At 66.9% G+C, this 20,732-nt stretch carries 20 protein-coding genes; 13 read left to right on the top strand and 7 right to left on the bottom strand.

What is annotated here, in order from left to right:
• Positions 1-24 precede the first annotated feature (24 nt).
• Positions 25-933 carry a LysR family transcriptional regulator gene (locus ACEN9F_RS17455; RefSeq protein WP_413421683.1) on the bottom strand — a complete coding sequence of 303 codons (909 nt, stop codon included), beginning with the start codon at positions 931-933 and terminating at the stop codon, positions 25-27.
• 102 nt (positions 934-1,035) lie between these two features.
• Here ACEN9F_RS17455 and ACEN9F_RS17450 point away from each other — a divergent pair, with 102 nt between their 5' ends.
• From ACEN9F_RS17450 to ACEN9F_RS17440, 3 genes are all read left to right on the top strand, one after another.
• The gene (locus tag ACEN9F_RS17450; RefSeq protein ID WP_413421681.1) at positions 1,036-2,034 is read left to right on the top strand and encodes an aldo/keto reductase; all 999 of its coding nucleotides are present in this window, start codon (positions 1,036-1,038) and stop codon (positions 2,032-2,034) included.
• 125 nt (positions 2,035-2,159) lie between these two features.
• Positions 2,160-2,519 (top strand): DUF4148 domain-containing protein, encoded by a 360-nt coding sequence (locus ACEN9F_RS17445; RefSeq protein ID WP_413421679.1) that lies wholly within the window; start codon positions 2,160-2,162, stop codon positions 2,517-2,519.
• A gap of 213 nt (positions 2,520-2,732) precedes the next feature.
• Positions 2,733-4,358 (top strand): methyl-accepting chemotaxis protein, encoded by a 1,626-nt coding sequence (locus ACEN9F_RS17440; RefSeq protein ID WP_413421677.1) that lies wholly within the window; start codon positions 2,733-2,735, stop codon positions 4,356-4,358.
• Between the two features lie 3 nt (positions 4,359-4,361).
• Here ACEN9F_RS17440 and ACEN9F_RS17435 read toward each other — a convergent pair whose 3' ends face one another.
• The 3 genes from ACEN9F_RS17435 to ACEN9F_RS17425 all read right to left on the bottom strand — a co-directional run bounded on the left by ACEN9F_RS17435 (position 4,362) and on the right by ACEN9F_RS17425 (position 7,204).
• Positions 4,362-4,829: a hypothetical protein gene (locus tag ACEN9F_RS17435; RefSeq protein WP_413421675.1), complete on the bottom strand. Its 468-nt coding sequence runs from the start codon at positions 4,827-4,829 to the stop codon at positions 4,362-4,364.
• Positions 4,830-4,860: 31 nt separating this feature from the next.
• Positions 4,861-6,438: a methyl-accepting chemotaxis protein gene (locus ACEN9F_RS17430; RefSeq protein ID WP_413421673.1), complete on the bottom strand. Its 1,578-nt coding sequence runs from the start codon at positions 6,436-6,438 to the stop codon at positions 4,861-4,863.
• Positions 6,439-6,583: 145 nt separating this feature from the next.
• Positions 6,584-7,204, bottom strand: coding sequence for an OmpW/AlkL family protein (locus ACEN9F_RS17425; RefSeq protein ID WP_413421671.1), 621 nt, complete (start codon positions 7,202-7,204; stop codon positions 6,584-6,586).
• Between the two features lie 171 nt (positions 7,205-7,375).
• On the opposite strand from ACEN9F_RS17425, the gene ACEN9F_RS17420 reads away from it, so the two are divergent.
• The 8 genes from ACEN9F_RS17420 to ACEN9F_RS17385 are packed head-to-tail and all read left to right on the top strand — an operon-like array spanning position 7,376 to position 13,568.
• Positions 7,376-7,879 carry a (2Fe-2S)-binding protein gene (locus tag ACEN9F_RS17420; RefSeq protein WP_413421669.1) on the top strand — a complete coding sequence of 168 codons (504 nt, stop codon included), beginning with the start codon at positions 7,376-7,378 and terminating at the stop codon, positions 7,877-7,879.
• Positions 7,876-10,056 (top strand): molybdopterin cofactor-binding domain-containing protein, encoded by a 2,181-nt coding sequence (locus ACEN9F_RS17415; RefSeq protein WP_413421667.1) that lies wholly within the window; start codon positions 7,876-7,878, stop codon positions 10,054-10,056. Before ACEN9F_RS17420 ends, ACEN9F_RS17415 begins: the two co-directional genes overlap by 4 nt.
• A gap of 1 nt (position 10,057) precedes the next feature.
• Positions 10,058-10,456: a sulfur oxidation c-type cytochrome SoxX gene (soxX, locus tag ACEN9F_RS17410; protein ID WP_413421665.1), complete on the top strand. Its 399-nt coding sequence runs from the start codon at positions 10,058-10,060 to the stop codon at positions 10,454-10,456.
• Positions 10,453-10,893 (top strand): SoxY-related AACIE arm protein, encoded by a 441-nt coding sequence (locus ACEN9F_RS17405; protein ID WP_413421663.1) that lies wholly within the window; start codon positions 10,453-10,455, stop codon positions 10,891-10,893. The genes soxX and ACEN9F_RS17405 overlap by 4 nt, the downstream gene beginning before the upstream one ends.
• Positions 10,893-11,219 carry a thiosulfate oxidation carrier complex protein SoxZ gene (gene soxZ, locus ACEN9F_RS17400; RefSeq protein WP_413421661.1) on the top strand — a complete coding sequence of 109 codons (327 nt, stop codon included), beginning with the start codon at positions 10,893-10,895 and terminating at the stop codon, positions 11,217-11,219. The genes ACEN9F_RS17405 and soxZ overlap by 1 nt, the downstream gene beginning before the upstream one ends.
• Positions 11,216-11,965: a sulfur oxidation c-type cytochrome SoxA gene (soxA, locus tag ACEN9F_RS17395; protein ID WP_413421659.1), complete on the top strand. Its 750-nt coding sequence runs from the start codon at positions 11,216-11,218 to the stop codon at positions 11,963-11,965. The genes soxZ and soxA overlap by 4 nt, the downstream gene beginning before the upstream one ends.
• 22 nt (positions 11,966-11,987) lie before the next feature.
• Positions 11,988-12,296 (top strand): c-type cytochrome, encoded by a 309-nt coding sequence (locus ACEN9F_RS17390; RefSeq protein ID WP_413421657.1) that lies wholly within the window; start codon positions 11,988-11,990, stop codon positions 12,294-12,296.
• Positions 12,297-12,305: 9 nt separating this feature from the next.
• Positions 12,306-13,568 carry an FCSD flavin-binding domain-containing protein gene (locus ACEN9F_RS17385; protein ID WP_413421655.1) on the top strand — a complete coding sequence of 421 codons (1,263 nt, stop codon included), beginning with the start codon at positions 12,306-12,308 and terminating at the stop codon, positions 13,566-13,568.
• Here ACEN9F_RS17385 and ACEN9F_RS17380 read toward each other — a convergent pair.
• A complete protein-coding gene (locus ACEN9F_RS17380; protein WP_413421653.1) occupies positions 13,565-17,635 on the bottom strand; it encodes an Ig-like domain-containing protein in 4,071 nt (1,356 codons plus the stop codon). The two genes, ACEN9F_RS17385 and ACEN9F_RS17380, sit on opposite strands and share 4 nt — an antisense overlap.
• A gap of 114 nt (positions 17,636-17,749) precedes the next feature.
• A complete protein-coding gene (locus tag ACEN9F_RS17375) occupies positions 17,750-18,484 on the bottom strand; it encodes a substrate-binding periplasmic protein (RefSeq protein WP_413421651.1) in 735 nt (244 codons plus the stop codon).
• 151 nt (positions 18,485-18,635) lie between these two features.
• On the opposite strand from ACEN9F_RS17375, the gene ACEN9F_RS17370 reads away from it, so the two are divergent.
• Together ACEN9F_RS17370 and panD are read left to right on the top strand one after the other, a co-directional pair.
• Positions 18,636-19,556, top strand: a complete 921-nt coding sequence (locus ACEN9F_RS17370; protein ID WP_413421649.1) for a hypothetical protein — start codon at positions 18,636-18,638, stop codon at positions 19,554-19,556.
• 127 nt (positions 19,557-19,683) lie between these two features.
• Positions 19,684-20,043 (top strand): aspartate 1-decarboxylase, encoded by a 360-nt coding sequence (panD, locus tag ACEN9F_RS17365; protein WP_413421647.1) that lies wholly within the window; start codon positions 19,684-19,686, stop codon positions 20,041-20,043.
• Between the two features lie 41 nt (positions 20,044-20,084).
• Here the strand turns inward: panD and ACEN9F_RS17360 are convergent, their stop codons facing one another.
• On the bottom strand, positions 20,085-20,708 hold the full coding sequence (locus ACEN9F_RS17360) for a Crp/Fnr family transcriptional regulator (protein WP_413421645.1): 624 nt from the start codon (positions 20,706-20,708) through the stop codon (positions 20,085-20,087).
• Between the last annotated feature and the right edge of the window lie 24 nt (positions 20,709-20,732).

The raw sequence follows: 20,732 nt of genomic DNA, 5'->3' as shown, positions 1-20,732 counted from the left end.
ATAAGTTTGTTAAGGAGTATTACCTTATTCTGACACAGTTTGTTTCTCAAGAACACTACCAAGCCAGTCCACAAAGACCTTTACCCGTGGCGACAAGTGGCGGTTATGCGAATAAACGATGTTCAGCGGCATCGGCGCCGGCTTCCATCGCGGCAGCACTTCCACCAGCGCGCCGCTGGCCAGCAGCGGCGCCAGACCCTGGCGCGGCGCCTGGATCAGCCCGAGCCCGGCGACGCAGCTGGCGATGAAGGCTTCCGTGCCGCTGACCGAGACCTGGCTGCGCATGGCCAGTGTGCGCTCGGCACCGTCGGCGTCGACGTATTCCCAGTCCATGTCGCGCCCGCTCTGGCTGGAGAAGAAATTGACCGCCATGTGGTGCCGCAAGTCGTCCAGCGTGTGCGGCGTGCCGTACTGTGCCAGATAGCCGGGGGAGGCGACATTGATCTGCTCCATGGCGGCGATGCGGCGCGCCACCAGCGTCGAATCGCGCAGCGTGCCGCCGCGCACCGCGCAGTCGATGCCTTCGCCGACCAGGTCGGCAAAGCGGTCGTTGGAACCCAGCCGCACCTGGATCCGCGGGTGGCGCCGGAAGAACTCCGGCAACGCCGGAATCACGTACAGGTGCGCCAGACGCTCCGGCAGGTCGACCCGCACCGCGCCGCTGAGCAGTCGGCCGTCGCCGATGAACAGGCCGTTGATGTCCTCCAGGTCGTTGAGCAGCGCGGTGCAGCGCTCGAGGTAGAGCGCGCCTTCCACCGTCAGGCTGACCTTGCGCGTGGTGCGCTGGAGCAGGCGCACGCCCAGTTGCTGCTCGATGGCTTGCACGGCGTTGGTGACGCTGGGCTTGGGCAGGTCGAGCCGCTCGGCGGCCTGCGTGAAACTCTTGCAGTCGGCGACGGCCTTGAAGATCTGCATGGCTTTGAGCTGATCCATTGTTATCTCTGGTCGAATAAAGTAATAGGAAATGCGCTATTTATTGCGCTGATCGATAACAGCATAATGGATTCATCCACCACACACCATTGGAGAATCATCATGCAAACACGCAAACTTGGCCGCACCGGCCCGCAAGTCGCCCAACTGGGCCTGGGCCTGATGGGCATGTCCGACCTGTACGGCCCGGCCGACCGCGCCGAAAGCCTGGCCACCATCCGCGCCGCCATGGACGCCGGCGTCACCCTGCTCGACACCGGCGATTTCTACGGCATGGGCCACAACGAATTGCTGCTGCGCGAGGCGCTGCAGGCCGGCGGCCGCGACCAGGTGCAGATCAGCGTCAAGTTCGGCGCCCTGCGCGATCCGAACGGCCAGTGGGGCGGCATGGACACGCGCCCGGCGGCGGTGAAGAATTTCGCCGCCTATACGCTGCGGCGCCTGGGCGTCGGCCACATCGACATCTACCGCCCGGCGCGGCTGGATCCCAACGTGCCGATCGAGGAGACCGTGGGCGCCATCGCCGAGCTGATCAAGGCGGGCCACGTCAGGCACATCGGCCTGTCCGAGGTGGGCAGCGAGACCCTGCGCCGCGCCCATGCGGTGCACCCGATCGCCGATCTGCAGATCGAGTATTCGATGATCTCGCGCGGCATCGAGAACGGCATCCTGCAGACCTGCCGCGAGCTGGGCATCGCCATCACCGCCTACGGCGTGCTGTCGCGCGGCCTGATCAGCGGCCACTGGAGCAGGCAGCGCGAAGGCGAGGCCGACTTCCGCGGCCTGGCCAGCCCGCGCTTCCAGGGCGCCAACCTGGAGCACAACCTGGGGCTGGTGGAAAAGGTGCGCGCGATCGCCGACGAGCTGGGCGTGTCGGTGGCGCAGCTGGCGATCGCCTGGGTGGCGGCGCAGGGCGAGGACATCATTCCGCTGGTCGGCGCGCGCACCCGCGTCCGCCTGGAGGAGGCGCTGGGCGCGAACCAGGTGCGGCTGTCGGCCGCCGACCTGGCGCGGCTGGCGCAGGCGGTGCCGGCCGACGCGGCGGCCGGCGAGCGCTACAACGCCCACTCGGCCTCGACGCTGGACAGCGAAAAGCGCTGATCCGGCGCCTGCTGAGGCCGACAGATCGGATAAACGGATGAATTAGACCGGATATTTGCGCTTTTTTATCCGGTTTTTTAATACTAAGATGACTCCATCGACTTCACACATTCAAGGAGCATCAAATGAACGCCAAATCCATCATCGCATCGGTTTCCCTCCTGCTGGCTGCTGGTGCCGCCTTCGCAGCCCCTTCGGAACAAGTGACGCGCGAGCAAGTCATCGCCCAAACCGTCGCCGCCCGCAATGCCGGCGAACTGGACCAGAGCGAAGCGGGCCTCGACCGTGCTTTCCTCAACCAGGCCAACAGCGGCAGCGGCCTGACCCGCGCCCAGGTGATCGCTGAAACCATCGCCGCCCGCAACGCAGGCGAACTGGACATCAACGATGCCTACGCCGACCCCGCCTTCCAGGCGCCGCGCAAGGCCGCCAGCGTCAAGGCGCAACTGGCCGCCAAAGCGGTCAAAGGCAGCAGCGCGCAATAAGCGGCAAGCAGCGGCAAGCAGCAGCAAGCAGCAGCAAGCAGCAGTAACAGTTCTGGCAAGCGGGTGCAGCGATGAAGATCGCCGCGCCCGTTTTCCTTTTCCGGGCCGGGCTTGCAAATAAACGACAGCGTTAAACTTCGTGCATCTACTTTATGCATGCGGCATCGCTTTGGGAGTATTCTGGTTTCTACAAGACAATAGGAGACTCCCGCCATGAATAAATTGTCGTTCCAGCAGAAACTCTGGGTTCCACTGATTTGCAGCCTGCTGTGCATCACCGCGATTTTTCTGTTCGAAACCATCCAGACCCGCAATGTCCGCGTCGAAGAGCGCCGCAGCGATTTGCGCAATGTCGACGACATGGCGCTGAACATCGTCAAACAGTTCGGCGACAAGGCCGCCTCCGGCGCGCTGAGCCAGCCGGAAGCGCAGAAGCAAGCCATGGCGATCATCAAGGACTTGCGTTACGCCAAGGACGGCTACTTCACCATCAGCAGCGGCACCCTGTCGGTGATGCATCCGATCAAGCCGGAAAACAACAACAAGGATCTGGCGGACCTGAAGGACCCCAAGGGTACCTACGTCTACCGCGCCATCGCGGCCACCGGCGCCTTGCCCGAGGGCGGCGGCTTCGTCAACTACTACTGGTCGCGGCCGGGCTCGACCGAGCCGGTGCCGAAAATGAGCCGCGTGGTGCACTACGGGCCCTGGAACTGGGATCTGACCACCGGTGTGTACATGGACGACATCGACGCCGCCTTCCGCGACTCGCTGCTCAAGTCGGCCGGCATGCTGGCCGTGGTGTGCGCGGTGCTGTGGCTGATCGTCAGCCTGGTCAACAAGAGCCTGCGCCACACCATCGGCGGCGATCCCGAATATGTCGGCGAGATCGCGCAGCAGATCGCCGGCGGCGACCTGAGCGCCGTGATCAAGACGCACGCGTCGGACCAGGCCAGCATTTTGTACGGCATGAAGTCGATGCAGGCGCGGCTGGCCGATACCATCGGCGAAATCCGCCGCAGCGCCGACACCATCGCCACCGCGTCGAGCGAGATCGCCTCCGGCAATATGGACCTGTCGGCGCGCACCGAGTCGCAGGCCAGCTCGCTGGAGGAGACGGCGGCGTCGATGGAGGAGCTGACCTCGACCGTCAACCAGAATTCCGACAACGCGGTGCAGGCCAACCAGCTGGTGATCTCGGCGTCGGCGGTGGCGGAAAAAGGCGGCAGGGTGGTGTCGCAGGTGGTGCAGACGATGGAGACCATCAACGCCTCGGCCACGCGCATCGTCGACATCATCTCGGTCATCGACGGCATCGCTTTCCAGACCAACATCCTGGCGCTGAACGCGGCGGTGGAAGCGGCGCGCGCCGGCGAGCAGGGACGCGGCTTCGCCGTGGTGGCGTCCGAGGTGCGCAACCTGGCGCAGCGTTCGGCCAGCGCCGCCAAGGAAATCAAGGAACTGATCAACGCTTCGGTCGAGAGCATCGGCGCCGGCAGCGCGCTGGTGGCGGAAGCCGGGACGACGATGGATCAGGTGGTGGCCAGCGTGTCGCGCGTGACGCAGATCATGTCGGCGATCACCGAGGCGTCGCACGAGCAGAGCACCGGCATCGGCCACGTCAACATGGCGATCACGGAGATGGATTCGGTGACGCAGCAGAATGCCGCGCTGGTGGAGGAAGCCGCCGCGGCCGCGGGCAGCATGCAGGAACAGGCGGGGATGCTGGCGGAACTGGTGAGCCGCTTCAAGCTCAATGGCGACCAGCAGCAGGCGGCCGCCCATGCGGCACGTCCGGCCGCGCGGCCGGCCGCGCGCCGCATGGCGCTGGCGCGCTAGGCCTTACTGCGCCGGCGCCGCTTGAGGCGCTGGCGCTTCCCCGGCAGCGGATGCAGGGGCGGGCGCCGCTTCCAGCACCGCCGCTTCGTACACCAGCTTTCCTTCGTCGACGCGGAACACGCCGAGCAATTCGCCGCCGTCGCCTTTCACGTCCGGGTACATGGTGCAGGTCTGCGTCTCGACCTGCCACATCTCTTTGCCGGCGCGCAGCGTCCAGACGTTGTCGCCGCCGGACAGCAGTTCGATCTCCACTTCATCGGCCGGCATCTCGCCCAGTTCGACGCGCCGCAGGCAATCGGGCAGGCGCTGCATGACCAGTTCGACGCGGCTGTCCTTGCTCCAGAAATGCTTCTGCGCCCGATGGATGGTCAACGCGTGGTTGCCGGTGCTGCCGTCCGCGTAGTACGACGCGGTGTCGTCGGCGCAGGCGGCCAGCATCAGGGGCATCAGGACGATCAGGATCTTGCGCATGGGCTTTCCGTGGTTGGCTATCTGTCAGCTATTAATTTCGTAACATTATAGCGGTGCCGCGCGCTTCCCCCGTTTTGAAGAAGCCCACCACCTCGGCCAGCGCCGCCGCCTGGTCCTGCATGCTCTGCGAGGCGGCCGCCGCCTGCTCCACCAGCGCCGCGTTCTGCTGCGTCACCTCGTCCATCTGCGTGATGGCCATGTTGATCTGTTCGATGCCCATGGTCTGCTCCTGGCTGGCCGAGGTGATCTCGCCCATGATGTCGGTCACGCGCTGGATGCTGGCGACGATGTCGCCCATGGTGTTGCCCGCTTCGGCCACCAGGCGCGAGCCGTCGTCGACGTCGGCCACCGAGGCCGTGATCAGCTCCTTGATTTCCTTGGCCGCCGCCGCGGAACGCTGGGCCAGGTTGCGCACTTCGGAGGCGACCACCGCGAAGCCGCGCCCCTGTTCGCCGGCGCGCGCCGCTTCCACCGCCGCGTTCAGCGCCAGGATGTTGGTCTGGAAGGCGATGCCGTCGATGACCGAGATGATGTCGACGATCTTGCGCGACGAGGCGTTGATGCTGCCCATGGTGGTGACCACCTGCGTGACGATGTCGCCGCCCTTGGTCGCCACTTCCGACGCGCTGCGCGCCAGCGTATTGGCCTGGCGCGCGTTGTCGGCGTTCTGCTTGACGGTGGAGGTCAACTGCTCCATCGACGATGCGGTTTCCTCCAGCGAGCTGGCTTGTTCCTCGGTGCGCGAGGACAGGTCCAGGTTGCCGGCGGCGATTTCATTCGATGCGGTGGCGATGGTGTCGGTCCCCTGCCGCACCTGGCCGACCACCTTGAGCAGGCTGTCGTTCATGCGCTTGAGCGCGTCGAGCAGGCGGCCCGTTTCGTCGCTGGCGCCGGTGTCGATGTGCGAGGACAGGTCGCCCGAGGCCACCGTCTCGGCCACATGCACCGCCTCGTTCAGCGGCACCGTGATCGAGCGCGTGATGAACCACGCCACGCCGCAGCCCAGCGCCACGGCCGCGATGCCCAGGCCGATCATCAGCATCTGCGCGCTGGCCTGCACGGCTTCGGCCTCGTCGCCGGCCTGCTTGGCTTGCGCGGTTTCGTAGACGAGGATGTCGTCCAGCGCCTTGAGCACGCCGTTCAGGCTGGGCGCGGCGACCTCGGTGAGGTGGGTGGTGGCGTCCTGCACCTCGCCCTCCTTGCGCAGTTCGATCACCTTGTTGTTCTTGACGGCGCCTTCCTTGAGCAGCTGGTCCAGGCTGGCCAGCATGGCTTTTTCCTTGTCGTCGGCGGCGCGCTCGATCAGGATCTTGCGGGCTTCGCCGTACTTCTTGCGCGACTCGCCGATCTTCACCAGTTCCGCGTCGACCTGCGCGGTGCTGGGCACGACCACGATATAGGTCAGCGACAGCGTGATGTTGCGGACGTTGTCCACCATGTGGTTGGCCGCCTCCATCTTGACGTTCTTGTCGTAGATGATGTCGTGCGTGCGCTTGCCGATGCGGCTCATGGAGCTCAGTCCCAGCACGATGGTGAGGACCAGCAGGGCCAGGACGATGGCGAAGCCGACGCCGAGACGGGTGCCGATCTTGAGGTGGGTAAGCGACATGGCGGCATTCCTTATGAAGAGACGGGCAATCGGGGAACTTGATTGTTCCTCAATATACCCGTCCATGCCACCGGAATGCGCGCATTGTCGCGGTGCTGCAACGCCAGCCGAACCTTGCGGGCATCAGCGGCGCAAACCTTCCAGGTCAGAAGCGGTAGCCGACGCCGACGCCGAGCATCAGCGGATCGACCTTGACGCGGCTGGCCTTGGCGCCGCCGATGTAGACGTCGCTGCGGATACGCACCTTCTTCAGGTCGAAGTTGAGCGACCATTTTTTATCGATGGCGTAATCGGCGCCCGCCTGCAGCGCCAGGCCGACGCTGTCGTGTTCCAGGCTGGCGGCGCCGCCGAGCAGGTTCACCTTGGACATGGTGGTGTAGTTCACGCCCGCGCCGACGTAGGGCTTGAGCGGCGCGTCGGGCACGAAGTGATACTGCAGCAGCAGCGTCGGCGGCAGATGCTTGAAGGTCCCGATCTTTTGGCCGTCGAGCGCGACGTCATGCTTTTGCGGATAGGTCAGCACCAGCTCCGCCGCCAGGTTGGGCGTGAAGAAGTAGGAGACGTCGAATTCGGGGATGGTCTTGCTGCTGACGGTCAGGCGGTCCGAGGCGCCGACGCCGCCGACCGGATCGGATTTGCCGGCCGTGTCCAGGTGGACCGCGCGCACGCGCACCAGCCACGGCGCCTCTTGCGCCATGGCGTTGCCGCCGATGGTGCTGGCGGTACCGATTGCTGCGAACATCAATGCTGCTAAGGTCTTGCTCATTTCACTTCCTCTTTGTCGTCGTTGGGTACGGAGGAAAGTCTATTGACGCGGCTCAGTAAAAACTTTGATCCAAGTCAAAATGCCAGAAACAATCCGTAATGCAAAGTTTCAGTAGCGGGTGTAGTATGACCAGCGGTCAATTCCGGCAACCAGTAAATTCAGGAGATCTGCATGGCTAAGCTCAACGTCAACGGCGTCGCAAGGGAATATGAGGCGGAGGAGGACACGCCGCTGCTCTGGGTCATACGCGAACAGCTGGGACTGACCGGGACCAAGTTCGGTTGCGGCATGGCGCAATGCGGCGCCTGCACCGTGCATATCGACGGCCAGCCTGTCCGCAGCTGCGTCTATCCCGCCGCCGCCGTTACCGCCACGCAGAAGATCACCACCATCGAGGGCCTGTCCAAGGACGGCTCGCACCCGATCCAGAAAGCCTGGGCCGCGCTGGACGTGCCGCAATGCGGCTTCTGCCAGTCCGGCATGATCATGGCCGCCGCCGCGCTGATACGCGAGAAACCCAAATGTACCGACGCCGACATCGATGCGGCGATGACCAACATCTGCCGATGCGGCACCTATAACCGGGTGCGCAAGGCGATCCACGTGGCGGTGCGCGGCGGCGATCCCGCTTCCGCCGGCCTGTCGATCCAGCGCATCGAAGGGAGCAAGGCATGAGCACCTCCCGTCGTGGTTTCCTGAAAAGCGCGATCGCCGGCAGCCTGGTGGTCGCGTTCCATATCCCGTTCGACGAGGCGCAGGCGCAGGAGCCGATAGCGCAGGGCGCATCGACCGCCACGCCGGAGGTCAACGCCTGGGTGGTGGTCAAGCCGGACGACACCATCGTGATCCGCATCGCCCGCTCCGAGATGGGCCAGGGCACGCTGACCGGCCTGGCGCAGCTGGTGGCCGAGGAACTGGATGCCGACTGGAGCAAGGTCGTCACCGAATATCCATCGCCGGGCCAGAACCTGGCGCGCAAGCGCGCGTGGGGCAGCTTCTCCACCGGCGGCAGCCGCGGCATCCGCGAGTCGCATGAATATGTCCGCAAGGGCGGCGCCATCGCCCGCACGATGCTGGTGCAGGCCGCAGCCGATGCGTGGCAGGTGCCGGCCTCGGAATGCGGCGCCGCCGCCAGCGTGATCACGCACAAGCCGAGCGGCCGCACCGTCAGCTACGGCAAGGTGGCCGAAGCCGCCGCCAAGCTGACGCCGCCGGCAGATGTCGCGCTGAAGGATGCCAAGGACTGGAAGCTGGCCGGCAAGCGCCTGGCGCGGCTCGATACGGTGGACAAGACCACCGGCGCGCAGATCTACGGCATGGACATCACCATGCCGGGCATGCTGAACGCGGCGATCAAGGATTGTCCGGTCTTCGGCGGCACGGTGAAGAGCTTCGACGCTTCGGCGATCGAGAAGCGTCCCGGCGTCAAGAAGGTGTTCAAGCTGGGCGACACCGCCGTGGTGGTGGTGGCCGACACCTGGTGGCGCGCCAAGTCCGCCCTGGATGCGATGACCATCGAGTGGGACAAGGGGCCGAACGCCAAGCTGTCGAGCAAGGACGTCGCCGCCACGCTGAAGGCCGCGCTGGATGCGCCGGAGGCGGTGGTCGGCAATGCCAATGGCGACGCCAAGGCGGCCATCTCGTCGGCCGTGCGCAAGATCGAGGCGGTGTATTCCTTCCCGTGGCTGAACCACGCGACCATGGAGACCATGAACGCGACCGTGATCTGGACGCCGGAGCGCTGCCAGGTGTGGACGCCGACCCAGAACGGCGAAGCCGCGCTGGCGGCGACGGCGGAAGCGGCGGGCCTGCCTGCCGCCAAGTGCGACGTCTACAAGATGCACCTGGGCGGCGGCTTCGGCCGGCGCGGCGCCACCCACGACTGGGTGACGCAGGCGGTCAAGATCGCCAGGGAGATGCCTGGCACGCCGGTCAAGCTGATCTGGACCCGCGAAGAGGACATGCTGCACGGCCGCTACCATCCGATCACCCAGTGCAAGCTGACCGCCGGCCTGGATGCCAAGGGCAACGTCACCGGCCTGCACATGCGCATCGCCGGCCAGTCCATCCTGGCTTCGCTGGGGCAGACGCTCAAGGACGGCAAGGACCCGGTGGTGTTCCAGGGCCTGAACGCGCCGGGGCCGGAAGCGTCGATCGGCTACAGCTTCCCCAACCTGCTGGTGGACCATGCGATGCGCAATCCGCCGGTGCCGGCGGGCTTCTGGCGCGGCGTGAACCTGAACCAGAATACGATCTACCTGGAATGCTTCATGGACGAGCTGGCGCATGCGACCAAGCAGGATCCGCTGGCCTTCCGCCGCAAGCTGATGGCCGACCATCCCAAGCACCTGGCGGTGCTGAACGCGGTGGCCGAGAAAGCCGGCTGGGGCAAGCCCGCCAAGAAGGGCGTGTATCGCGGCCTGGCGCAGACCATGGGCTTCGGCAGCTACGTGGCCGCCTGCGCCGAGGTCTCGGTCGACAGCAAGACCGGCAAGGTGAAGATCCTGCGCATCGTCGCGGCGACCGATCCCGGCTACGCGGTCAACCCGCAGCAGATCGAGGCGCAGGTCGAGGGCTCGTTCGTCTACGGCCTGTCCGCCGCGCTGTACGGCGAGTGCACGCTGAAGGATGGCCAGATGGAGCAGCAGAACTTCGACACCTACCAGGTGATGAAGCTGGACGAGATGCCGAAGGTCGAGTCCATCATCATGCCGTCGGGCGGGTTCTGGGGCGGCGTGGGCGAGCCGACGATCGCGGTTGCCGCTCCGGCGGTGCTGAACGCGATCTTTGCCGCCACCGGCAAGCGTATCCGCGACCTGCCGCTGAAGAACCATAGCTTGAAGAAGGCCTAGCATGCTGGGCGCGGCGGCGTTGCTGATGTCGGCGTTGTCGCTGCCAGCGCCGCTGCCCGGCACGGCGGCCGGCGATCCGGCGCGCGGCCGCGCCATCGTCGCCAATCGCCAGGTCGGCCTGTGCCTGCTGTGCCACACCGGTCCGATACCCGAGGAGCGTTTCCAGGGCAACCTGGCGCCGGACCTGCAGGGTGCGGGCCGGCGCTGGAACGCGGCGCAGCTGCGGGCGCGCATCGTCGATGCCAGCCAGTTCAACCCGGACACCATCATGCCGTCCTATTACAAGACCGAAGGACTGAACCGCGTCGCCGCCGCCCACCAGGGCAAGACCATCCTCAGCGCGCAGCAGATCGAGGATGTGGTGGCCTGGCTGCAAACGCTGACCGGGGATACGCCATGAAGCGCCGCGACGTGCTGGCCGCCGGCGCCGGGCTGGCCATGCTGGCGCTGGTGCGTCCGGCCTCCGCCACGCCGGAGGAGATGGCGGCCGCCATCAAGGCCTTTACCGGCGGCGCCGCGCCGCAGGAAGGCAAGGTCGGTTTCGATATCGCCCAGCTGATCGACAACGGCAACGCCGTGCCGGTGACGGTGGCCGTCGACACCGGCGCCGGACACGTCGCGGCGATCGCCATCTTCAACGAGAAAAATCCGCACACCGATGTCGCGGTGTTCACGCTCGGCCCGCGCGCCGGCAAGGCCGAAGTATCGACGCGCATCCGGCTGGCCACCTCGCAGCGGCTGGTCGCGATCGCCCGCATGGACGACGGCAGCTATTGGTCCAAGTCGGTGGACGTGATCGTCACGCTGGCGGCCTGCATCGAAGGCGAGGCTCCCTGATGGCGCGCGCGCTGATACACATGCCGGCAAGCGCGAAGCGCGGCGAGGTGATCGAGATCCGCGCGCTGATCGGCCATCCGATGGAGACCGGCTACCGGCCGGGCGCCGATGGCCGCATCGTCCCGCGCGACATCATCCGTCATTTTGTTTGCAGGTACAACGGCGAACAGGTCTTCGGCGCCGAGCTGCACCAGGCGATATCCGCCAATCCCTATATCGGCTTCTTCACCATCGCGACCGAGAGCGGCACGCTGGAATTCACGTGGGAAGGCGACAACGGTTTTGCGCAGACCGAGAGGATGCAGCTGGCGGTGAGCGCGCCATGAGACGCGCCGCCTTATTGATGCTGGTATGCGCGGCCGCCGTGGCCGATGAGCGCCGCTCCGGCAGTGAATTCATGAGCGCCTCGACGCAGGCGATGCAGCGCGACGACACGCTCAATCCCGGCATGCTGTGGATCAGCGGCGGCGAAGCGCAGTGGAATGCGGCGGCGGGCAAGAGCGGGAAGTCGTGCGCCAGCTGCCATGGCGATGCGGCCAAGAGCATGCGCGGCGTGGCCGCGCGCTTTCCGGCATTGGATGCCGCCAGCAAGATGACCGTCAACCTGGCGCAGCGGATTAACCTCTGCCGCGAACGCAAGCAGCAGGCGCCGGCCTTGAAGCCTGAGAGCGAGGAGCTGCTTGGGCTGGAGGCTTACGTGGCGCTGCAGTCGCGCGGCATGCCGGTCGCGCCGCCGCAGGACGCGGCAACCAAAGCCGCCGCGGCGCGCGGCAAGCGGATGTATTTCCAGCGCATCGGACAGTTGAACCTGTCGTGCGCGCAGTGCCACGACCAGCAGTGGGGCAAGCGCCTGGCCGGCAGCACGATTCCGCAGGGACATGCGGCGGCGTATCCGATCTACCGGCTGGAGTGGCAGGCGATGGGATCGCTGCAACGGCGGCTGCGCAACTGCATGAGCGGCGTGCGCGCCGAGGTACCGCCGCTCGGCGCGCAAGAGCTGGTGGACCTTGAGGCGTGGCTGGCCGCGCGCGACAAGGGCATGAAGATGGAGTCGCCGGGTGTGCGGCCATAACCAGGAAATCCAGGAGGTATCGATGCTGTCGAAGACAATCTTGATTGCGATGGCGCTTGCCGTCGGCGGCGCGGCGCGGGCCGAGGGCGCGGCCATTCCGCCGGCCGCGCGGCTTGCCGCCACCTGCGCCGCCTGCCATGGCACCAACGGCGCCACCCAAGGCAACACGCTGCCGTCGCTGGCTGGCCAGCCGCGGCAGGCGCTGGCCGCCGCGCTGCGCGACTTCAAGGCCGGCAAGCGCCAGGCGACCATCATGACGCAGATCGCCAAAGGCTACACCGACGAACAGATCGAACAGCTGGCGGCCTGGTTCGCCGTCCAGAAAAAATAGGAGACCGCCATGAAACGCCGTCAATTCCTGCAAGGCGCCCTGCTGGCCTCCACCGTCGGCTGCGCAAGCATCCCCGGCGCCGCCAAGCCGCAAGTGGTGGTGATCGGCGGCGGCTACGGCGGCGCCACCGCCGCGCGCTACGTGCGCCTCTGGAGCGCGGGCGCCATCGACGTCACGCTGGTCGAGCCGAACGCCGCCTTCATTTCCTGCCCGCTGTCGAACCTGGTGCTGGGCGGCTCGCGCCGCATCGGCGACCTGACCATGTCCCTCGATGCGCTGGCCGCCAGACATGGCGTACGCCTGGTGCGCGATACCGTCACTGCCATCGACACAGGCAAACGCACGCTGGCGCTGGCCGGCGGCCAGACGCTGTCATACGACCGCCTGATCGTCTCGCCGGGCGTGGACTTCATGTGGGACCAGCTGCCCGGCATGCTGAAGGCCGGCGCGCAGGACACCGTACTGCATGCGTGGAAGGCCGGTGCGCAAACCGTCGCCCTGCGCGCGCAGCTGGAGGCCATGCCGGACGGCGGCGTATACGCGATGACGATTCCGCCCGCGCCCTACCGCTGCCCTCCGGGACCGTATGAACGCGCATCGCAGGTCGCCTTCTACTTCAGCCGCCACAAGCCGAAATCCAAGGTGCTGATCCTGGACGCCAACGACGACGTGGTCTCCAAGGGGCCGTTGTTCAAGAAGGTATGGAAGGAGCGCTACGGCGGCATCATCGAATACCGTCCGTCGTTCCGCGCCGCCGACATCGACGCGGCATCGCGCACCGCCGTCTCCGAGCTGGGCGACCAGGTAAAGGCCGATGTGCTGAACGTGATCCCGCCGCAGCGCGCCGGCGCCATCGCCGTGCGGAGCGGCCTGGCCAACGCCAACGCGCGCTGGTGCGCGGTGGATTTCCTCAGTTTCGAATCGACCCAGGCGAAGAACATCCACGTGCTGGGCGATGCGATCGCGGTGGCGCCGCTGATGCCCAAGTCGGCCCACATGGCCAACCAGCACGCCAAGGTGTGCGCGGCGGCCGTGGTGGACCTGCTGAACGGCCGCGCGCCGGATCCGCATCCGATGCTGACCAACACCTGCTACAGCTTCGTCTCCGACACCGATGTGATCCACGTCGCCTCGGTGCACGCCTACGACGCCGACAAGAAAACGCTGCTGGTGGTGTCGGGTTCCGGCGGCGTGTCGGCCGGGCCCAGCGCGCTCGAAGGCGAGTACGCGATGAACTGGGCCCGCAACATCTGGGCCGACACCCTGGCCTAGACCAGCACCAGTCCGGTGCCGGCGAACTGCGCGGCGACGACGTCCGGGCTGCCGATCAATGCCGTCACCATCTCGGCGCGGCTGTGCGTGTCGAGGTAGGCGGTCCATGACTGCACGCTGGCGGCGTCCGGCGCGTGGTTCAGCGCGTTGGTCTCCATCAGCGTGGCAAAGGCGGCGTTGTCCAGCGCGCCGAAGCGGGCCTGGAATTCCCTCGAGCCGACGAACTGCTGCGCCAGCGCGGCCGCGCCCATGTTGTGCGCGTTCCAGAACACCATGCCGCCCAGGTCCGCCGCCCGGTCCAGCACCGTCTGGTACAACATGCCGATCTGCTGCAGGCTGGCGCCCCCGCTTTGGGTGAAGCCCAGGTCCACCGTACCGTCGCCGAACTGGCCTTTCTCGATCGACACCAGGGTGTCGATGTCGCCGCCGGTCCTGGCTTCGTGGATGGTGATCTCGCCTTGCGCGTCCAGCACGATGCGGTAGTCGGCCAATTTGCCGGCATAGACCACGGTGTCGATGCCGTCGCCGCCGACCAGGCGGTCGTTGCCGGCGCCGCCTTCCAGCACGTCGTTGCCGCTGCCGCCGATCCAGCCCTGTTCAGTCGCCAGCGTGGTGCCGGTGATGACGATGCCGTTGGCGGTGGTCCAGTGCGCGGCGGTGGCGCTGTCTTGCGACAGCGACAGCAGCAGCTCGGCGCGGGCGGCGGCTGGATCGCCGGCCGCGTCCAGCTTGGCGATCCATGCCGTCTGCTCGGCGGCGGCGGCGGCGGCGCCGGCCGTGCCCAGTGCGTTGTCGTACAGCGCGTGCACCAGGCCGGCGTTGCCCAGGGCGCCGGCGCCTTTCGTGAATTCAGCGGAGGTGGCGAAGCCGTGCGCCACCTTGGCCAGCGAGGCGCCGGACTGCAGCCAGAAGTTCACGCCGCCCAGATCGGCAGTGCGGCCGAACGCGGCGGCGTACAGCGTGGCCAGCCCTTGCAGCATGGCGGCGCTGGCGCCGGTGAAGGCCAGCGCCGCCACGCTGTGGTCCAACTCGGCGGATGCCAGCGCTTCGGTGGCCTTGGCGTCGGCCAGCAGCGTCTGGTGCTGCGCGCCGACCTGGCCTTGCGCGTTGAGGTAGAAGGTCCATTGGCCGGCGTCGCTGCGCCCGCCCTGCACCACGTCGTCGCCGGCGCCACCGGCGAGCGTGTCGTTGCCGATACCGCCGAACACGATGTCGTTGCCGGTGCCGCCGTCGATGCGGTCGTTGCCGCCGGCGCTGCCGACGATGTCGTTGCCACCGCCACCGAACAGCACGTCGTCGTCCGGGCCCAGCAGGATGTTCTGGGCGCTGTTGTCGCCGACCACCACGTTCTGGCCCAGGCCGCCGCGCAGCGTGACCGGACCGGTCACCGCCGCGAAGTCGACGTTGTCGAGCTGGATGACGGTGCCGGCCGGCAGCTGGGTGGCGTCGATGATCAGGCCGACCACGCTGCCGCCGGCCGCGCCGCCGCTGATGATGATGGGCTGGCCCGGCGTGGCGCCCGGCGCGATCGTCAGCACCAGCGTCTTGACCGCCACCGGCGTGCCGTCGGCCAGCGCGTCCAGGAAGCCCTGGGCGGCCGTGCTCATGGCGCCGCTATCCGGCGAGCCCGTGCTGTGTATGCGCTGCAGCAGGTCTTGCCGCGCCTGGGTGTCGTTGAGCAGCAGGTTGGCGCCGCTGCTCTGGATGCCGGTACCGACCGGCAGGCTGACCAGCAGGTCGACCGCGCCGGCGCCGGCGCCCACGGTCAGCGGGATGTCGGCCAGGCCGGGGTGGGCCGAATGCGGGCCGTCGCTGACGGCGGTGATCAGCGGCACGTTGACCACGACGTTGTCCAGCCCGGTCACCGGGTCGCGCACGACCTGGGTCTGGACCTGGACGCCATCGATGGTGGTGACGCTGCCGGGCGGCGTGTCGTCCGGCAGCGGCGTGGTGCTGTTGGACGTGCTGCCGGCGCCGGCGTTGCCGGCCGTGTCCGTAATGCCGGCCTTGACGACGGTGACGACCACGCTGGCGCTGTTGACGGTGCTGGCGGCGGTGAAGGTGGCGGTCCAGGTGACGCCGCCATCGGAGGTGGCGACGGCCGACAGCGTGCCGCCGGCGACGGTGATGTCGGCGTTGTCGAAGCCGGAGACGGCCTCGGAGAACGCGAACGTCACCAGCGAGCTCTGGCCGCTGGTCAGCGTATTGTCGGCCAGCGTGACGGCCACCGTTGGCGCCACCGTGTCCACCGCGTAGTTGTTGGAGTCGGTCGTGCCGCTGCCGGCATTGCCGGCCGCATTGGCGAGGCCGGTGTTGTCCAGCGTGACCAGGTTGCTGCTGTCGGTGACGCTGGCGTCCGCTGTCAGCGTCGCGGTCCAGGTGATGTTGTCGCTGGTGGTGAGGTTGCTCAGCGTGCCGCCGGTCGCCGTCAGGTCTTCGCTGCCGAAGCCGCTGACCGCTTCCGAGAAGGTGATGGTCACGGTGCTGGCCTCGCCGGCCTTCAGCACGGTGTCGGCGACGACGATGGTGGCGGCCGGGCGCACGGTCTGCACCGTGTAGTTGGCGGACGCGGCGCCGCCGCCGGTGTTGCCGGCCGTATCGGTGTAGCTGGACGCGGCCAGCGCGACGGCGTTGGTGGCGTTGGCGATGTCGGCGGCCGGCGTGTAGGTCGCGGTCCAGGTGACGCCGCCGTCGCCGGTGGCGACGTTGGACAGCGTGCCGTTGTCGACGTTCAGGTCGGTGTTGTCGAAGCCGCCCACCGCCTCGGAGAAGGTGATGGTCACGGTGGTGCTCTGGCCGGCCAGCAGCGCGCTGCTGCCCAGCACCACGGTGGCGGTCGGCGCCACGGTGTCGACGGCGTAGTTGTTCGACTCGATGTAGCCGACGCCGGAATTGCTGGAAAAGTCCATCAGGTCGGCCAGGTTCAGCACGACCTTGTTGGTGGCGCTGGTGACGCCCGCCGTCGGCGTGAGCGTGGCGTACCAGGTGATGCCGCCGTCGTTGTTGGTGAAATTGCTGATCGTGCCGTTGTCGGCGCTCAGGGCGTGATTGATGTCGGCGAAGACGATGGGTTCCGAAAACGTCATCTTGACCTGGGCGCTGCCGCCGATGCGGAGATTGGTGTTGTCGACCTCGACGGTCGCGGTCGGCGTGACGACATCGACTTCGTAGTTGTTGGAGGTGGCGACGCCGGCGCCGGCGCTGCCGGCCGCGTTGGTGACGCCGCTCTTGTCCAGCGTGATGACGTTGCTGCTGTCGGTCCGGCCGGCGATCGGCGTCAGCGTCGCGGTCCAGGTGATGTTGTCGCTGGTGGCGAGGTTGCTCAGCGTGCCGTTGGGGGTGGCCAGGTCCTCGATGCCGAGGCCGCTCACGGCTTCGGAGAAGGTGATCGTCACCAGCGAATCGGTGTAGCCCGGCACCGTGCAGATGAAAATATTGTCCACCACCACGCTGGCGGTGGGGCGGACCGCGTCGACGATGAAGTTGGCCGAACTGGTGGCGCCGGCGTTGAGGTTGCCGGCGGCGTCGCTGACGCTGCCGCTGGTCAAGGTCAGCACGTTGCTGGTGTCGCGCACGTTGTTCGGCGTATAGGTCGCGGTCCAGGTGACGCCGTCGTCGGCCGTGGCCAGGTTGCTCAGCGCGCCGTTTTGCGCGGTCACGTCGCTGGCGGTGAAGCCGGTGACCGCTTCCGAGAAGGTGAAGGTCGCGGTGGCGGTCTGGTTGGCGTTCAGCGTGCCGCGGTCCAGGGCGATGGAGACGGTCGGCGGCACATTGTCGATTTCGTAGTTGTTCGATTGCGCCATCGAGCTGCCGGCATTGCCGGCGAGGTCGGTGAAGCCCGCGTAATCCACCGTCACGACGTTGCTGTGGGCGGTGACGGCGGCGTTCGGCGTCAGCGTGGCGGTCCAGGTGAGGTTGTCGCTGGTGGCCAGATTGCCCAGCGTGGCGTTGTCGGCCATCATGTCCTCCAGCCCGAAGCCGGCGACCGCTTCCGAGAAGCTGAAGGTCACGGTCGCTAGGTCGCCGGTTTTCAGCGCGCTGTCGCTGAGCGTAATGTCGAGATTCATGAGACTGCCTTATTGGGGGATGGGCGCAGAAAGGAGATTCCTCACGGCAATACTGCGTATTAGACAACATCCAAGGGGATTTGTATGTAGCGCGAACGTGCTACATGGGAGTCGCTAGCGGTAGCGCGCCAGGATCTGGTCGATGCTGCCGTCCTTGAGCATGGCGTCCAGCGCGCGCGTGACGTCGGCGAACGGCACCTTGCTGTTGCGGGACACCGCGCACTGGGTCTTGAAGGCGGCGAACACCAGCTCGGGCCGCAGCGGCAGGCTGGCGTCGGAGCGCTTCAGGTAGGCCAGCGTGGCTTCGCTGATGATGGTGTAGGGCACCGCGCCCTTGACCACCGACTGCAGGTTGTGCTCCATGCTGGGGGCGTCGACGCGGGCGAAGCGCTTGCCCAGCACCTGCTCGACGCGCGGATAGCGGTAGCCGGCCACGGTGCCGACGCGCTTGTCCCGCAGGTCCTTGAGCGAATGCAGGTGGGGCGCGTTGCCGTAGCCGACCACCATCTCGGCGTCCGGGAACAGCGGCTCGGTCCACAGGTAGTCGCCGTCGATCCACAGCGGCAGCACGTGGCACATGGCGTCGGCGCGGCCGCTGGTCAGCAGCGGCTGGACGGCGTCGGTGCCGGCGTTCAGGTAGCTGGCGCGGCGGCCCATGCGCTGGGCCAGCGCGTCGCCCATGTCCTTGAGGATGCCGCCGGCCAGCACGCCGTGCTCGAAGCGGACCATCGGCATCGTCGATTCCAGCGGCGCCAGCAGCACCAGCTCGGCCGGCGCGCCCTGGGCGGCGGCCAGCGGCAGCAAGGCGGTCAGCAGCGTGGACAGCGGAACGTGCAGGCGTTTGGGCATGGGTGGACGGTGCGGTGGGCGACGCCGCCATTATAGCGGGCGCCGCACTTTCCATCTGGCAAACGAGCGCTAGATGCGCGGATTAAGTCGTAGACTGGAATGGCGTCGATCTCATGCGTACGATCCGATACGTCTTAACCTGGAGCCCATCATGACACACACACTGGCAGCTGTATTTGAAACCCGTGCCGAGGCCAACCGAGCCAAGGACGAATTGATCCATAGCGGCTATGGCCGCGACACCATCACCGTCAGCGATTCCGGCAGCGTGGCCGGCACGCCGCGCATCAACGACGACGAGTCCATCCTCGGCAGCATCAAGCAGATGTTCAGCCAGCTGCTGGGACGCGAGCACGCGGACCGCCACGTCTATGCCGAGGCGCTCAACCGCGGCCACGTGGTGCTGACGGTGGAGACCTCCGGCATGGAGGCGGCCGACCGCGCCGCCGACATCGTCGAGGAATTCAACCCGATCGATATCGACGAACATGAAACCATGTGGCGCGCCAGCGGCTGGACCGGCGCCGAGGTGCTGCACGGCGGCGCCGGCGCGCCGCAGGCCGGCCCGGGGGCGCTGCAAAGCGCACCCGAGCAGCACGGCATCCGCCACCGCGAGGAAGCGGTGGATTTCGCCCGCTCCGAACAGGGCAAGCTGACGCCGGGCTCGATGCAGCGCGGCGACGCGGTGGCGCCGTCCATCGCCGAGGTCACCACGCCGATCTCGGAGCAGAGCACGGTGCAGCGCAGCGGCATGCGCATCTATCCGCGCGATCCCGGCCCGAACCAGGACAGCCTGCGGATCCTGCGCGGCGACGACGATGACGCCGACGTCGCGTATTTCCGCTCGCACTGGGAAAAAACCCTGTCCTACACCGGCGGCACCTACCAGGAGTTCGACCCGGCCTACCGCTACGGCGAGTCGATGGCGGGCAACCCCGGCTACCGCGACAAGCCGTGGGACGAGGCCGAGCCGGAACTGCGGTCGGCGTGGCAGTCCAGCTATCCGCAATCGAGCTGGGACAAGTTCAAGGCCGCCGTCAAAGCGGGCTGGGAGAAGGTGACCGGCGGCTAGCCCGCCGCATCAGAGATCTACGCCCTCGGGCCCGGCTAATGGTAGGATGGCGGCCTCGCGTCGCTGCCCGGCAGTGACCAGGATGCCAAGCTTGAATGATTACTATCGAGGGATGAACAAGATGTCTATGCAACGAGTTATGCTGCGCGCCAAGCTGCACCGGGTGACGGTGACGCAGGCGGATCTGAATTACGAGGGGTCCTGCGGTATCGACCTGGACCTGCTGGAAGCGGCCGATATCTGGCCGAACGAGCAGATCGAGCTGTACAACGTGAACAACGGCGAGCGTTTCGCCACCTACGCGATTCCGGGCCTGCGCGGCACCGGCGAGATTTCGCTGAACGGCGCGGCGGCCCGCAAGGCGCAGCTGGGCGACCTGCTGATCATCTGCACCTACGCGCCGATGACCGAGGCGCAGATCGCCGACTACCGGCCCAAGCTCGTGTTCGTCGACGGCAACAACAAGATCACCAGCGTCAAGAAGTAATCACAGCGGAAATAAAAAAAGCGCCCCACGGGGCGCTTTTTTTATTTCGAGGTGCCGCCGTCGTGGCGCAGCAGCTGCGACATGTATTGCGGCGTGATGCCGAGGAAGGACGCCACCACCTTCTGCGAGATGCGCTGCTCCAGCCCCGGATACTCGCGGCGGAAGGCGGTCAGCCGTCCCTGCGCCGGCGAGGCCGTCAAATACATGCGGCGGCTCTGGTCGATGATGCTGCGCTCGGCCGCGCGCAGGTAGTAGTCGCGCAGCTGCGTATGCTGGCTGTACAGCTCGCTGACATCGGCCCAGTCCAGGCGGTAGCCGTGGATCGCCGTCTCCGCCACCACGAAATTGACCGCGGGCTTGTCTTCGCGCGAGCGCAACAGGTCGTCGTGCGCGGCCGCCGGTTCGCCATCCATCAGGAAGTGCAGCGTGACTTCATTGCCGCTCTCGGTGATGAAGCCGGTGCGGGCGACGCCGCTCGACAGCCAGTACACGTGCTGGGCCGGGGTGCCGATGCGCTGCAGGTATTCGCCCTTGCGCATGCTGAAGGGCACGGCCAGCGGCGCCAGCAGGCGCGTCGCCTCGTCGTACATCTCGGGGGTGACGCCGTAGCGCTGGGCGACGACGTCCCGGTATTTTGCTCTGTGTTCTAGGAATGCGTGGGTCATGACGATGGTCTTCGGTGGTGCGGC

The sequence above is a fragment of the Duganella sp. CT11-25 genome, from assembly GCF_047302815.1.
Taxonomy (GTDB): Bacteria; Pseudomonadota; Gammaproteobacteria; order Burkholderiales; family Burkholderiaceae_D; genus Rugamonas.
Note: the sequence above shows the minus strand (reverse complement) of the source record. Positions and strands in the feature narration are given on the sequence as shown.

Bases quoted from the DNA above. Each gene is read 5' to 3' on its own strand.
- ACEN9F_RS17425 (WP_413421671.1), bottom strand. From the start codon at position 7,204: ATGAGCAAGACCTTAGCAGCATTGATGTTCGCAGCAATCGGTACCGCC.
- soxZ (WP_413421661.1), top strand. From the start codon at position 10,893: ATGGCGCGCGCGCTGATACACATGCCGGCAAGCGCGAAGCGCGGCGAG.
- panD (WP_413421647.1), top strand. From the start codon at position 19,684: ATGCAACGAGTTATGCTGCGCGCCAAGCTGCACCGGGTGACGGTGACG.
- soxA (WP_413421659.1), top strand. From the start codon at position 11,216: ATGAGACGCGCCGCCTTATTGATGCTGGTATGCGCGGCCGCCGTGGCC.
- ACEN9F_RS17445 (WP_413421679.1), top strand. From the start codon at position 2,160: ATGAACGCCAAATCCATCATCGCATCGGTTTCCCTCCTGCTGGCTGCT.
- ACEN9F_RS17440 (WP_413421677.1), top strand. From the start codon at position 2,733: ATGAATAAATTGTCGTTCCAGCAGAAACTCTGGGTTCCACTGATTTGC.
- ACEN9F_RS17435 (WP_413421675.1), bottom strand. From the start codon at position 4,829: ATGCGCAAGATCCTGATCGTCCTGATGCCCCTGATGCTGGCCGCCTGC.
- ACEN9F_RS17385 (WP_413421655.1), top strand. From the start codon at position 12,306: ATGAAACGCCGTCAATTCCTGCAAGGCGCCCTGCTGGCCTCCACCGTC.
- ACEN9F_RS17360 (WP_413421645.1), bottom strand. From the start codon at position 20,708: ATGACCCACGCATTCCTAGAACACAGAGCAAAATACCGGGACGTCGTC.
- ACEN9F_RS17430 (WP_413421673.1), bottom strand. From the start codon at position 6,438: ATGTCGCTTACCCACCTCAAGATCGGCACCCGTCTCGGCGTCGGCTTC.
- ACEN9F_RS17450 (WP_413421681.1), top strand. From the start codon at position 1,036: ATGCAAACACGCAAACTTGGCCGCACCGGCCCGCAAGTCGCCCAACTG.
- ACEN9F_RS17405 (WP_413421663.1), top strand. From the start codon at position 10,453: ATGAAGCGCCGCGACGTGCTGGCCGCCGGCGCCGGGCTGGCCATGCTG.
- ACEN9F_RS17390 (WP_413421657.1), top strand. From the start codon at position 11,988: ATGCTGTCGAAGACAATCTTGATTGCGATGGCGCTTGCCGTCGGCGGC.
- ACEN9F_RS17370 (WP_413421649.1), top strand. From the start codon at position 18,636: ATGACACACACACTGGCAGCTGTATTTGAAACCCGTGCCGAGGCCAAC.
- soxX (WP_413421665.1), top strand. From the start codon at position 10,058: ATGCTGGGCGCGGCGGCGTTGCTGATGTCGGCGTTGTCGCTGCCAGCG.
- ACEN9F_RS17420 (WP_413421669.1), top strand. From the start codon at position 7,376: ATGGCTAAGCTCAACGTCAACGGCGTCGCAAGGGAATATGAGGCGGAG.
- ACEN9F_RS17380 (WP_413421653.1), bottom strand. From the start codon at position 17,635: ATGAATCTCGACATTACGCTCAGCGACAGCGCGCTGAAAACCGGCGAC.
- ACEN9F_RS17455 (WP_413421683.1), bottom strand. From the start codon at position 933: ATGGATCAGCTCAAAGCCATGCAGATCTTCAAGGCCGTCGCCGACTGC.
- ACEN9F_RS17415 (WP_413421667.1), top strand. From the start codon at position 7,876: ATGAGCACCTCCCGTCGTGGTTTCCTGAAAAGCGCGATCGCCGGCAGC.
- ACEN9F_RS17375 (WP_413421651.1), bottom strand. From the start codon at position 18,484: ATGCCCAAACGCCTGCACGTTCCGCTGTCCACGCTGCTGACCGCCTTG.